The sequence below is a fragment of the Marimonas arenosa genome, from assembly GCF_030848945.1.
Lineage (GTDB): Bacteria > Pseudomonadota > Alphaproteobacteria > Rhodobacterales > Rhodobacteraceae > Marimonas > Marimonas arenosa.
Window position 1 is genome coordinate 39,886 of record NZ_JANHAX010000008.1, and the last position, 12,100, is coordinate 51,985.

Below are 12,100 nucleotides of genomic sequence, written 5' to 3' on the forward strand. Positions count from 1 at the left end.
AGGATTTTTTGGCAAGATGAAGAGATCTTGTGTCGCATTCGGGCGAAAAATCCGGTGAAACTCGGGGCAGAGTTGCCGGGAATACGACGGAGGGGAGAGCCATGCCGCTGACCATGAACCGCGAGGTCTTCATCACGTGTGCCGTAACCGGATCGGGTGGCACGCAGGACCGCAGCCCGCACGTGCCGCGGTCCCCCAAGGAGATCGCCGAGAGCGCCATCGACGCCGCCCGCGCCGGTGCCGCCGTGGTGCATTGTCATGTCCGCGATCCCGAGACCGGGGCACCGTCGCGCCGGCTTGATCATTACCGCGAAGTGACCGAGCGCATCCGCGAGGCCGAGGTCGACGTGGTGCTGAACCTGACCGCGGGCATGGGCGGCGACATGGTCTTTGGATCACCCGAGAGCCCGCTGCCATTGCGTGACGACGGTACCGACATGATCGGCGCGGCCGAGCGAGTGGAGCATGTCAAGCAATGCCTGCCCGAGATCTGCACGCTGGATTGCGGCACGATGAATTTCGCCGAAGCCGACTACGTGATGACCAACACGCCCGGCATGCTGCAGGCGATGGGGCGGATGATGACGCATCTGGGCGTGAAACCCGAGATCGAGGCGTTCGACACCGGCCACCTGTGGTATGCCAAGCAGCTGGTGAAAGACGGGGTGCTGGACAGCCCGGCGCTGGTGCAGCTCTGCATGGGGGTGCCCTGGGGCGCGCCGGATGATCTCAACACGTTCATGGCGATGGTCAACAACGTGCCCGACGACTGGACGTTTTCGGCGTTTTCGCTGGGGCGCAACCAGATGGCCTATGTCGCGGCCTCGGTTCTGGCCGGCGGTAACGTGCGGGTGGGGCTCGAGGACAACCTGTGGCTCGACAAAGGGGTTCTGGCGACCAATGCCCAACTGGTCGACCGCGCCGTGGGCATCATCGAAGGCATGGGCGCGCGGGTGATCGGGCCCGAGGAGGCAAGGGCCAAGCTGGGGCTGACCAAGCGGGCGCCGGAGGCGGCATGAAAACGGCCTTCGCGGCGGCCATGCTGGCGTTTCTGGCAGCCTGCGTGCCGGTCGGGAACAGCAACACCGCACGGGACAGGACGGTGCCGATGGCCAGTCAGGTCGACGCCACGGCGGTTCGGCTCAGCGGCGATTGGGTGGTGCGGACAAGTTTTTCCGAAACCGCCCGCCCAGGCGAGCGCTTGCGTCTGCGACGGGGCCAGGGCGGGGCGCTGTGGCTGGACGACATCGCCCTGCCGGCACGGGGGCAGGGGCGGTTTGGCGGCGCGGGCGGCAGTCCGGAGTGGTGGGTGTTGTGGCTTGATGCCGACAACCGCACCGCCGCCATTGGCACGCCGGGAGGCGAGTTCGGCTGGATCATGGACCGCAAGGCCAGGGGCGGCATGGACCGGATCAGGGCGGCCAAGGAGATCATGCAATGGTCGGGCTATGATATGGCCCGCGCAACGGAGTGATGCGAATGGGACAGGTTGCGGCGATCATCGGCGGCGGCGTGATCGGGGGCGGCTGGGCGGCGCGGTTTGCGCTCAATGGCTGGGCGGTGCGGGTGTTCGACCCGGACCCCGAGGCAAGCCGGAAGATCGGCGAGGTGTTGGAGAATGCCCGGCGCTCGCTGCCGGGGCTGGGCAACGTAGCGCTGCCGCAGGAGGGCGTCATCAGCTTCCATCCGACCGTGGCCGAGGCAGTCGCGGGCGCGGCCTGGGTGCAGGAAAGCGTGCCCGAGCGGCTGGAGTCGAAACAGAAGGTTTATGCCGAGATCATGGCGCATGTGGGCGACGAGACCATCGTCGGGTCGTCGACCTCGGGCTACAAGCCCAGCGAATTGCAGGCCGGGCAGCCGCGGGCCGAGCAGATCGTGGTGACACACCCGTTCAACCCGGTCTATCTCCTGCCGCTGGTGGAGTTGGTGACGACACCGATCAACCACGATGTCCTGATCGCGCGGGCCAAGGACATCCTGACCACGCTGGGCATGTTCCCGTTGCATCTGAAACACGAGATCGACGCGCATGTCGCCGACCGGTTCCTCGAGGCGGTTTGGCGCGAGGCGCTGTGGCTGGTCAAGGACGGCATCGCCACCACCGAAGAAATCGACAATGCCATCCGCTATGGCTTTGGCCTGCGCTGGGCGCAGATGGGATTGTTCGAGACCTATCGGATCGCCGGGGGCGAGGCCGGGATGCGGCATTTCATTTCGCAATTCGGCCCGGCGCTGCAATGGCCCTGGACCAAGCTGATGGATGTACCCGAGCTGACCGACGAGCTGATCGACATGATCGCCGAGCAGTCGGATGCGCAGTCGGGGCATTATTCGATCCGCGAGTTGGAACGGATCCGCGACGCCAACCTGGTCAGCAAGATCCGCGGGCTCTATCGTACCGACTGGGGTGCGGGGGCGATCCAGCGCAAGCATGACCGGGTGATCGAGACGGCGGCCGGGCTGAAGCGCCACGTCGATGAGCTCGACGACCTGAGCCAGCCGGTGCTGACGGCGCACCGGGCGGTGCCGCTGGAGTGGCTCGACTATAATGGCCACATGACCGAGAGCCGGTACCTGGAAGCCTTTGCGGATGCCACCGACCGGTTCATGCTTATGATTGGTTGCGACGAGCAGTACATCGCCCATGGCGGCAGCTATTTCACCGCCGAGACTCATATACGTCATATTGACGAGGCTCATGCCGGCGCAATCATCATCATCCGCACCCAGGTGCTCCAGGGCGAGGGCAAGAAGATGCACCTGTTCCACGAGATGCGCGAGGGCACGCGGCTGGTGGCGACCGGCGAGCATTTCCTGCTGCATGTCAGCCTTGAGAGCCGCCGGTCGGAGCCGCCGGCGCCGCATGTCGAGGCCGCGCTGATCAAGGTGGCCGAGGCCCACGCCGCGCTGCCGCGACCGGAGGGCGCAGGGCAGTCGATCGGCGCCAAGACATGACCCGGGTGCTGGTTACCGGCGGCGGTTCGGGCATCGGTCGGGCGATTGCCGAGCGTTTCGATGCGGGTGGCTGGGAGGTGTGGGTCACGGATATCGACGCGGACCTGCTGGAGGGGGCGCCCAGGCACTGGGTGACGCATGTCTGTGATGCTGCAGATGAGGCCGGGATGCGGGATGTTTTCGCGGCGGTGGAAGCGGCCGGGGGCCTTGAAACGCTTTGTGCCAATGCCGGAATCGCCGGGCCCACCGCCCTGATCGAGAAGGTCGATCTCGAGGACTGGCGCAGATGCGTCAGCGTCAACCTTGAAGGGGCGTTTCTGGCGGCGAAATACGCCGCGCCGCTGATGAAGGCGGCGGGTCGCGGCAGTGTCTGCCTCACCTCGTCGACCGCGGGCCAGCATGGCTATCCCAACCGCGCGCCCTATGCCGCGGCGAAATGGGCGGTCATCGGCCTGATGAAGACGCTGGCGATGGAGCTTGGCCCACATGGGGTCCGTGCCAATGCGATCTGTCCGGGCGCGGTGGACGGCCCGCGGATGGAGGGCGTGCTGGCGCGCGAGGCCGCAGCCAAGGGGATGACGCGTGAGGCGGTCTATGCCGGCTACGCCGCGGGCACTTCGATGCGGACCTGGGTCGAGGCTCGCGATATCGGCGAGATGGCGTTTTTCCTGGCCTCGACGGCAGCGCGCTATGTCTCGGGGCAGGTGATCGCCGTCGATGGCCATACCGAGAACCCTGACCCGAAGCCGTGATCCGGTAACGGGGGACAACAAGTTCCTGTTGTGTCAGGGGCGGTGCGGTGTCTTGGGTTTGGTCCGGCCACCGGCTCCCCGGATTGGCGACGCAGCCTGGCGAGCACTCGTGTGTTGGGGCACAACCTTCCGTCAACTACGTGAAGCCTGCGCCGCGCTCAGTTGGAAAGCGACGCCGCAAGCCGGGAGATGTAAGTCGGGACGTCGCGGGCCGGGACCGTCGCTTCGCGTACCAGCTGGTCGAAATGGGTGGTGAAGGCCGATATCCGCTCGGTATCGCGGAAGGCGAGGTAGTAGCGGCCCATGTAGAGCACGGCGAGGCGGGGGCCAAAGACCGAAAGCGCGGCGGAAAACAACCGGCGCGCGTCGAACAGATAGAGGCGGAGGCGCGGGTAGAGCTGATCGTGCAGCGCCGCCATGCGCGAGAGCTGGTCGCGGCGCAGGTCGGGCGAGAGACCGCGATAGTAGCCGTCGGCCGCGGCGAAGCTGTCGAGCTCGTGTAGCGGCAGGGCGATTTCGTAGTCCGACTGTGACTGGCGCATCCAGGTCAGCCGGTCTTCGGAGGCGTTGATTGCCTGGGTGGTGGTACGGCCGAGATGCGGCGAATACTCCCATTCCAGCATCGCACGGGTCTTCAGCATGTCAGGCAGTGCCGCCGGAACGTGGCGGATCTTCATGCCGTCGCTCTCTTCATGCCAGTCGAAGATCTGTTCGTCGACCAGCGCGCGTGGCGCCTCGGTCAGGGTCAGAGCGTTGGCCAGAAGGTTGGCCGCGGTTTCCGGGCGGTCCGACAGCGACAGGAGCCAATCGGCCGATACGCCCAACGCCGAGGCGCATTCTCCGACCACTTGGGCATTAGGCAGGCGTGCGCCCACGTCCTTGAGAAGCTGGGAGACGGTCGAGCGGTCGACGCCGATGGCGCGGGCCAGCGCGCTTTGACTGATACCGGTGCGGGCCATTGCCGCGGACAGGCGGGTGCGGAACTGGGCGGCGCGGGTGCGTTTGTCGAGTTTATGTGGCATATGGTGATAAATATCACGATTGCAGAGAATTGTTAATCATATCCGCAATGGGCGGACGGCGCAGGAGGATGTAACGGTTTCGTGATGTCAAAGGGAAACGGATGACAAGACGTCGGATCGAGTGGCCGACATGGGGGATGCTGGTGGCGACCTATATCGCCTGGGCGTTTGCCACGAGTTGGGGCGCGGCGCTGTGGCTGCCGCTGGGCATGGCGCTGGTGACGCTTTCAGCGGCGATGCACAGCTCGCTGACCCACGAGGCGGTGCATAGCCACCCCACCCGGTTTGCGCGGCTGAACGAGGCGCTGCTTTTTCCGGCGCTGAGCCTGTGCATTCCCTATGGGCGGTTCCGCGACACCCATCTGGCGCATCACAGGGACGAGATCCTGACCGATCCCTATGACGATCCCGAGAGCAATTATCTCGATCCGGAGGTCTGGACACGCCTGCCGGTCTGGATCCGAAAGGTGCTGCGGTTCAACAACACGCTTCTGGGCCGTCTCCTGATCGGGCCGCTGATCGGGCAGATCGCTTTCATGCGCGCGGACTGGCGGCTGATCCGTGGCGGCGACCGGCCGGTTCTGTCGGCCTGGGCCTGGCATATTCCGGCGCTGGGTCTGGTGATCTGGTGGCTGGTGGCAGTGGGGCAGATGCCAGTGTGGGCCTTTCTAACAGCCAGTTATGCGGCGCTGTCGATCCTGAAGATCCGTACCTTCCTCGAACACCGCGCCCATGAACGGGCGCGCGGCCGCACGGTGATCGTCGAGGATCGCGGGCCGCTGGCGTTGATCTTTCTCAACAACAACTACCACGTCGTGCATCACTGCCACCCGACCCTGGCGTGGTATGACTTGCCGGCCAGGTTTGCCGCCAACCGCGACCGGTATCTGCAGCGCAACGAGAGCTACTACTACCGCTCCTACGGCGAAGTCTTCCGGCGCCATTTCTGGCGCGCCAAGGACCCGGTGCCGCATCCGCTCTTCCACCGTGACTGACGCCGTGCCATAGGGCGGTCATGGCCTGGGTTGTTCTCTCGATCACAGCAGCGGCGTTCCAGACGCTGCGCTTCATGCTGCAGAAGGCGCTGAGCACCGGCCGGCTGTCGGCCGGGGGGGCGACGCTGGCGCGGTTTTTCTATTCGGCGCCCATCGTGACCGCGCTTGCGCTTGGCTACTGGCAGTGGAGTGGGGCGGAATGGCCGGGTTATTCCGGCGTATTCTGGGGCTATGCCCTGATCGGGGGGCTGGCGCAGGTATTGGCGACCTGGTGCGTGGTGGCGCTGTTCGCGCATCGAAATTTCGCTGTCGGGATCACCTTCAAGAAAACCGAAGTGGTGCAGACCGCGATTGTCGGCTTTGCGCTTCTGGGGGACACCGTGTCGACTGGCGGGCTGGTGGCGATCGTGGTCGGGCTGGTAGGCGTGCTGGTGCTCTCGGACGCGCCGGGTGGGGCCGGTTTGGCGCGGTTTTTCAACCGCGCGGCCGGGCTCGGGCTGTTGTCGGGGGCGTTCTTTGCGGTTTCGGCGGTGTGCTATCGCGGCGCAACGCTGGAGGTGGCGAGCGACGACCCGTTCCTGCGTGCCGCGCTGACGCTGATGGTGGTGACACTGTCGCAGACGCTGGGCCTGTCGGCCTGGATCGGTTGGTGGGAACGCGGCGAGATCGGCCGGTTGCTAGCGGCCTGGAAAACGGCGGTGTGGATGGGGTTGACCGGCATGGCCGGATCGCTGTGTTGGTTCACAGCCTTCACGCTTCAGAACGCGGCCTATGTTTTTGCCGTGGGGCAGATCGAGGTGATCTTTTCCATCGCCGCCTCGGTCCTGTTTTTCGGCGAGAAGATGGCCGGCCGGGAACTGGCGGGCATCGGCCTGCTGACGGTCAGCATTCTGGGTCTTGTGCTGATGGGTTGAACCCGCCGCGGCGGCTCACTCGGACTGGTCGATCCGCTTGCCTGACAGAGGTCCGCGCCCCTTGAGCCGCTGGAACAGGCTTTCTTCCCTGGAATTGTTGAAGAACGGCACGTTGTCGGGCGGTGAGAGATCATGGGCGCGGGCGGCGACTTCGGCCAGTACCACCTCGGTGATGAACGGTAGGTCGAACTCGCGTACCTTCTGCAACGGGATCCACTGCAGGTGGCTGAGTTCGTCATGCGCGGCCGAGAAATCGTCGAGGTCGTTGGCAATCTCGTCCGCGTCGACCAGGAAGAACCGGGCATCGAAGCGGCGCGGGCGGCCCGGCGGGGTGATGGCGCGGAAGACGAATTGCAGTGGATGCGCGTCCGGCAGGTAACCGGCGGCGGCGAAGTCGGCCCAGTCTTCGGGGGGCTCGACCCACCAGTTTCCAGGCTGGCCGATGATCAGGCCGGTTTCCTCCCAAAGCTCGCGGATCGCGGCGGTGGCGAGGGCATGTGTGAAATCCTCGGGCGCGTCTTCCAGCAGCCGCTCGCGGCAGACCTGCGGCATCCGGCGGGCGAGCGGCACGCCGGCATCGTCGGGGTCGACCGCACCGCCGGGAAAGACGAACTTGTTGGGCATGAAGGCCGCCTGTGCGCCGCGCTGACCCATCAGCACCTTCGGCTCGTCCAGCCGGTCACGCAGAACGATCACGGTGGCGGCGTTGCGCACCGCGGTCTTGTCGGTGGTGGTGGCGCCCAGGGCGTCGCTGCTCATGCCGATCCTCGCTTGCCTGCGGTGAAACGGGCGTCAGGCGAGCCCTTCGTCGTCGACGAGGCCGAACCCATGCATCCTGCGGGCCCACTGGAACCCGATCACCGCTCCCTTAAGTCTGGGCAGAAGGTATAGCGAGAGCGTGACACAGCCAATAGCGAAGATGGTGAACAGCACCAGCGGTTCGGGGCGCCAGGTGGTGAAAACGATATGCAGCAGCGGTGCCATCAGGTGGCCGACGAACAGGATCGTAAGATAGGCCGGGCCATCATCGGCGCGCTGGTGGTGCAACTCTTCGCGGCAGACCGTGCATTCGTCATGCACCTTGAGATAGCCCTTGAGCAGCGGTCCGTTGCCGCAATTGGGACAACGTCGGCGCCAACCGTTGCGCAGGGCCGGGCCCAGCGCGCGTGGCGGTTCTTCGTTTTCGGGAAGGTATGGGTCGACAGAGTTGTCGGACATTGATGGCCTCGCGTTTCCAAGCTTTCATGCCGGGAAATGCCTGGGCTTTGAAGATCGCGGATTGTCCTTGCGTCGTGATGTCGCAAAACTCTGCGTGACAATGATGGAAAAACAGACGTCGACGCCGACGGAAATCATCGCGTGCGGCGTATGACACTCTGCAAACGGGCAGAAGGCCCGGCCTCGGACAGTGAGGTATGAACCTGGAAACTCTGATGGAGAAACGCAGATGAAACGCAATGTTGTGATCGCAGGTGTAGCCGCTCTGGGTCTGGTGGCAGGTGCCGGGATGGTTCTGGCGCACGGCAAGAAGATGGGGGGTGAAGGCATGATGGGTGGCATGCGCGGCGGCCCGGTGATGAATTTCGACGAGATCGATGCCGACAAGGACGGCAAGATCACCCAGGCCGAGATGCAGGCCCATGCCAAGGCCCGGTTCGACGCCGCCGACGGCGATGGTGACGGCAAGCTGTCGGCCGAGGAAATGAAGGCGGCGGCCGAGCGACGCGCTGCCGAATGGCGCGCGCAGCGAGCCGAGCGGATGGTTGCAAGGATGCTTGAACGGCTCGATGCCGATGCGGATGGCGCGCTGAGCTTTGACGAGATGCCAGGTCAGAAGACCCATGCCGCGCGGATGTTCGAGCGGGCCGACAGCGATGGCGACGGCGCGATCAGCAAGGCAGAGATGGACGAGGCCCGGGCGCGGTTCGAAGAGCATCGCGGCAAGCGCCATGACCGTCACGGTGACGGCTATCACGGCAAGCGCTGGATGGAGTGAGACCCGCAAGGCCGGGCTCGCGGTTTCGCGCGGGTCCGGCCTATGGCGCGCCCCGCTCCGCGGCGGATTGCCAGGGCGTAGGCAAGGCGATAGGCCACGAACAGGATGACGATGCCGCTCGACGATCTTGCCCAGGCGCCGGACGAGGCCTTGCTGCTGCTCTTCGCCCGAGGCGATGTGGCCGCGGCCCGGGCTTTGACGGCGCGGCTGACACCGGCTGTCATAGCCCATGCCCATCGCCTTCTCGGCGACCGGGCCGAGGCCGAAGACGTCACGCAGGAGGCGATGTTGCGGCTATGGAAGATTGCCGCCGAGTGGCGCCAGGGCGAGGCCAAGGTCACGACCTGGCTCTATCGGGTGGTGGCCAACCTGGCGACCGACCGGCTGCGCCGGCGGCGCCGTGATGGGCCGGCGCTGGACCAAGTTCCCGAAACGGCGGACGAGGCCGCGGGACCGGTCGCACGCCTGCAGGCCCGCGCCCGCGCGGACGCGTTGCAGGCGGCGCTGGACGCGCTGCCCGAGCGGCAGCGACAGGCGGTGGTGCTCCGGCATATTGAAGGGTTCGGCAATCCCGAGATTGCCGCGATCATGGAAATCAGCACCGAGGCGGTGGAAAGTCTGACGGCTCGGGGCAAGCGGGCGCTGCGCGCGGCACTGGCCGGGCGGCGCGAAGAACTGGGGTATGGCGATGACGGATAGCGATCGCAACGACGAGATGGAGCTCGAGGCATTTTTCACGGCGGCGCGGCAAATGCCGGCACCGGCCTCCGAGGCGCTGATGGCGCGGGTGCTCGGGGACGCGCTAGCGGTGCAGACAGCGGCTGCGGGCGGGTTCGCGACGGAACGGGAGCGGCCGGGGTTCCTGGCGGGGCTGTTTTCGACCTTGGGTGGCTGGCCGGCGGTGTCGGGGCTGGCCACAGCGGCAGCGACGGGCCTGTGGATCGGGTTCAGCCCATCGCTGGGGGTCGGTGACGCGATGGTCGGCGCCCTTGGCGTCGAAACGGCGATCGAGATTTATCCGGTCGACTATGCCACAGGTTATGAATTTGCCTTCGAGGAAGGAGATGCGGGATGAACGAAGTCGAGGGAGTGCAACCGCGAACGCGACGTAGCGTGAAGATTGTCTTGTTCCTGTCGCTGGCGCTGAACCTTTTGGTGTTGGGCCTGGTGATCGGGGCGATGGCCGGCCACCGGTTCGATCACGATCGCCGGTCGGTTTATCACGACCGGGCTGGCGGGCCGCTGACCGCGGCGCTGAGCCCGGCCGACCGGCGCGCCATCGGCAAGGCGCTGCGTGAGGCGGCCCGGGAAACGCGGCCGTCGCGCGCCCGAACTCGGGCCGAATACCAGGCGGTGGTCGCGGCGCTGACCGCCGAGCCTTATGACGGTGCGGCGGTACGCGCGGCGGTCGAGCGCCAGTTGCAAGGGCTCGGCCAGCGTGCCGAGCTGGGCAAGGAAATGCTGCTGAGGCAACTCGATGCGATGAGCGCTGCCGACCGGGCGGCATATGCGGAACGGCTTGAACGGGTGCTTGCCCGCGGAGCACCAGGCGCACCGAAAGGGCGGCGGTACATGCGGTCCGGCCAACTCCGCAATGGGCTGTGGCATTGAGCGCGACACGTCGGTCGCCGCGCGCTTAGGCGGCCGAGCGGGTGTTGCACAAGGTGACCCTGTTGCGGCCGTGGGCTTTGGCACCGTAAAGCGCCTTGTCGGCCTGATCGAGCAGGACCTGGTGCAACGGACGGGCCGACGGAGTCGCATCGTCCGTGTTTGGGGGCAGGGGCTGGTCGTACGCCTGCCTCGCCGCCAGCGCATCCGACAGGAAGGCGACGCCGATGCTGACCGTCACCTGCAGCGGTCGCCGGTGGCCGGGTGCGTGAAACGGCGTTTCACGCACCGTTTTGCAGATCCTCCTGGCCGTCATCTGGGCCGCGGTGCGGCTGGCATCGGGCAGCACGACGAGAAACTCCTCGCCGCCGATCCGGGCCAGCAGATCGCCATCCCCGAGCGTGCCGCGCAAAACCGCGGCCAGCCGCGTCAGGACGCCGTCACCGGCGGTGTGGCCAAAACGATCATTGATCATTTTGAAGAAGTCGACGTCGATGATCATGGCGGCGAAATCGCCGCCGCCGCGCGCCGAGGCCGCGGCCAAGTCGGCAAGCCGCGGCATCGCGTATCGACGGTTGAACAGCCCGGTCAGCGGATCGGTCAGTGCCGCGCGCAGCCCGTTGCGCATGTCGGCGCGGAGGCGGTCGATGGTCTGCTTGCGGATGATCTGGCGGCTGAGGCGCAGCGCGATCTCGCGGGCCGAAACGCCGCCAGTGATCACATCGCTGGCGCCGCGGTCGAGCGCGTCGGCGGCAAGTCGCTGGGCTGCGGCGCTGTCGATCAGCACAAGCACCCCGGCATCGCGGGTTTCGGGCTTGGCCCGCAGATCGGCTAAAAGCTGTAACCCGGATTCAGCTGTGGTGTCAGTCAGGACCATAGCGATCACGTCGGGGGGCGCGCCGGTAACGATGCGGCGTATCGCCTCTGTCGCGGCATGGGCGGCGATATCCGCGCTCAGACGTCCGCTAAGCCGGTCGCGCCATTCCGCCGCGGCTTCCGCGGTCGGCGCCACCAGCGCAACCCGTCCGTGACCAGTGAAGCCGGCGGGTTCTTCCGACAGGCCCAGCGCCCGGTGCGCCCCTTCACGAAGATTGAGTTCTTCGGCAGTTTCGCGCACGCGCAGCAGGCTGCGCAACCGCGCCAGCAGCAGGCGATCCTCATAGGGTTTGTTCAGGATGTCATCGGCCCCGGCGGCCAGCAGGTCGTAGCGGAAATCCACGCCCGGTTCGACCGTTTCCACCACCAACGGTATCGACTGCGTCTGCGGCGCCTGGCGCAGTGACTGGGCGAAGGCCGCCGGCGTCATGTCGGGTAGAGCGGCCGCGCACAGGATCAGATCGGGCCGCGACAGGCGCGCCACGGCCAGCCCTTCGGCCCCGTCCACCGCCTGTGCCACCTGATAGCAGGCTTCGGTCAGCTTGACCTTCCTCACGATGCGATTTGTCGCGATGGGGTCGACGATGAGGATATTGCCGGGCACGGATTGTCGCCCTCCGCATTAGTCTCTTGTGTCCCTCGGATCATTCGCCCAGACTGGTTAACAAATCCTTTCCGGAACCCTTGAATATGTCGATGTCGCAGGAATCCGCCGAAACCATCGCCCTCCAGGCCCTGGCCTGGCTGGCGGCGAACGAGGATCTGCTGCCGGTCTTCCTTGGCTCGACCGGGACCGTCGCGCAGGATCTGCGCGAGCGCGCCAAGGATGCCGATTTCCTCGGCTCGATTCTCGATTTCCTGCTGATGGACGATGCCTGGGTGGTCGCCTTCTGCGACACCGCCGGACTCAGCTATGAAAAACCGATGCTGGCCCGCGCCGCCTTGCCAGGCGGCAAGCAGGTCTATTGGACCTAAGCGGAGA

15 protein-coding genes are annotated in these 12,100 nt (G+C 66.0%); 11 read left to right on the forward strand and 4 right to left on the reverse strand.

Going from position 1 to position 12,100, the window contains the following annotated elements:
- Window positions 1-101 precede the first annotated feature (101 nt).
- Genes bcoG through NO357_RS20140 form a run of 4 tightly spaced genes read left to right on the forward strand, consistent with a single transcriptional unit; the run spans window position 102 to window position 3,707 of the window.
- The gene (bcoG, locus tag NO357_RS20125) at window positions 102-1,019 is read left to right on the forward strand and encodes a 3-dehydrocarnitine:acetyl-CoA trimethylamine transferase BcoG (protein WP_306737549.1); all 918 of its coding nucleotides are present in this window, start codon (window positions 102-104) and stop codon (window positions 1,017-1,019) included.
- Complete coding sequence (locus NO357_RS20130) at window positions 1,016-1,474, forward strand: lipocalin family protein (RefSeq protein WP_306737550.1); 459 nt, start codon at window positions 1,016-1,018, stop codon at window positions 1,472-1,474. Before bcoG ends, NO357_RS20130 begins: the two co-directional genes overlap by 4 nt.
- A gap of 5 nt (window positions 1,475-1,479) precedes the next feature.
- A complete protein-coding gene (locus NO357_RS20135) occupies window positions 1,480-2,955 on the forward strand; it encodes a carnitine 3-dehydrogenase (protein ID WP_306737551.1) in 1,476 nt (491 codons plus the stop codon).
- Window positions 2,952-3,707: an SDR family oxidoreductase gene (locus NO357_RS20140; protein WP_306737552.1), complete on the forward strand. Its 756-nt coding sequence runs from the start codon at window positions 2,952-2,954 to the stop codon at window positions 3,705-3,707. Before NO357_RS20135 ends, NO357_RS20140 begins: the two co-directional genes overlap by 4 nt.
- Before the next feature lie 158 nt (window positions 3,708-3,865).
- On the opposite strand, the gene NO357_RS20145 is transcribed toward NO357_RS20140, so the two are convergent.
- Window positions 3,866-4,729: a helix-turn-helix domain-containing protein gene (locus NO357_RS20145; RefSeq protein ID WP_306737553.1), complete on the reverse strand. Its 864-nt coding sequence runs from the start codon at window positions 4,727-4,729 to the stop codon at window positions 3,866-3,868.
- Window positions 4,730-4,830: 101 nt separating this feature from the next.
- On the opposite strand from NO357_RS20145, the gene NO357_RS20150 reads away from it, so the two are divergent.
- Together NO357_RS20150 and NO357_RS20155 are read left to right on the forward strand one after the other, a co-directional pair.
- Window positions 4,831-5,724, forward strand: a complete 894-nt coding sequence (locus NO357_RS20150; protein ID WP_306737554.1) for a fatty acid desaturase — start codon at window positions 4,831-4,833, stop codon at window positions 5,722-5,724.
- A gap of 20 nt (window positions 5,725-5,744) precedes the next feature.
- Entirely contained in the window at window positions 5,745-6,638 is an 894-nt protein-coding gene (locus tag NO357_RS20155) for a DMT family transporter (protein WP_306737555.1), read from the forward strand.
- Between the two features lie 15 nt (window positions 6,639-6,653).
- On the opposite strand, the gene NO357_RS20160 is transcribed toward NO357_RS20155, so the two are convergent.
- Both NO357_RS20160 and NO357_RS20165 read right to left on the reverse strand, forming a co-directional pair.
- On the reverse strand, window positions 6,654-7,397 hold the full coding sequence (locus NO357_RS20160) for an NUDIX hydrolase (protein ID WP_306737556.1): 744 nt from the start codon (window positions 7,395-7,397) through the stop codon (window positions 6,654-6,656).
- 33 nt (window positions 7,398-7,430) lie between these two features.
- Window positions 7,431-7,856, reverse strand: a complete 426-nt coding sequence (locus NO357_RS20165; RefSeq protein ID WP_306737557.1) for a DUF983 domain-containing protein — start codon at window positions 7,854-7,856, stop codon at window positions 7,431-7,433.
- Window positions 7,857-8,085: 229 nt separating this feature from the next.
- On the opposite strand from NO357_RS20165, the gene NO357_RS20170 reads away from it, so the two are divergent.
- The 4 genes from NO357_RS20170 (at window position 8,086) to NO357_RS20185 (ending at window position 10,245) form a co-directional block, all read left to right on the forward strand.
- The gene (locus NO357_RS20170) at window positions 8,086-8,634 is read left to right on the forward strand and encodes an EF-hand domain-containing protein (RefSeq protein ID WP_306737558.1); all 549 of its coding nucleotides are present in this window, start codon (window positions 8,086-8,088) and stop codon (window positions 8,632-8,634) included.
- Window positions 8,635-8,739: 105 nt separating this feature from the next.
- Window positions 8,740-9,333, forward strand: a complete 594-nt coding sequence (locus tag NO357_RS20175; RefSeq protein WP_306737559.1) for an RNA polymerase sigma factor — start codon at window positions 8,740-8,742, stop codon at window positions 9,331-9,333.
- Complete coding sequence (locus tag NO357_RS20180; protein ID WP_306737560.1) at window positions 9,323-9,709, forward strand: hypothetical protein; 387 nt, start codon at window positions 9,323-9,325, stop codon at window positions 9,707-9,709. Before NO357_RS20175 ends, NO357_RS20180 begins: the two co-directional genes overlap by 11 nt.
- Window positions 9,706-10,245, forward strand: a complete 540-nt coding sequence (locus NO357_RS20185; protein WP_306737561.1) for a periplasmic heavy metal sensor — start codon at window positions 9,706-9,708, stop codon at window positions 10,243-10,245. The genes NO357_RS20180 and NO357_RS20185 overlap by 4 nt, the downstream gene beginning before the upstream one ends.
- 25 nt (window positions 10,246-10,270) lie before the next feature.
- Here the strand turns inward: NO357_RS20185 and NO357_RS20190 are convergent, their stop codons facing one another.
- Window positions 10,271-11,722, reverse strand: coding sequence for a diguanylate cyclase (locus tag NO357_RS20190; protein ID WP_306737562.1), 1,452 nt, complete (start codon window positions 11,720-11,722; stop codon window positions 10,271-10,273).
- Between the two features lie 86 nt (window positions 11,723-11,808).
- On the opposite strand from NO357_RS20190, the gene NO357_RS20195 reads away from it, so the two are divergent.
- Window positions 11,809-12,093, forward strand: coding sequence for a DUF3572 domain-containing protein (locus NO357_RS20195; RefSeq protein WP_306737563.1), 285 nt, complete (start codon window positions 11,809-11,811; stop codon window positions 12,091-12,093).
- Window positions 12,094-12,100 lie beyond the last annotated feature (7 nt).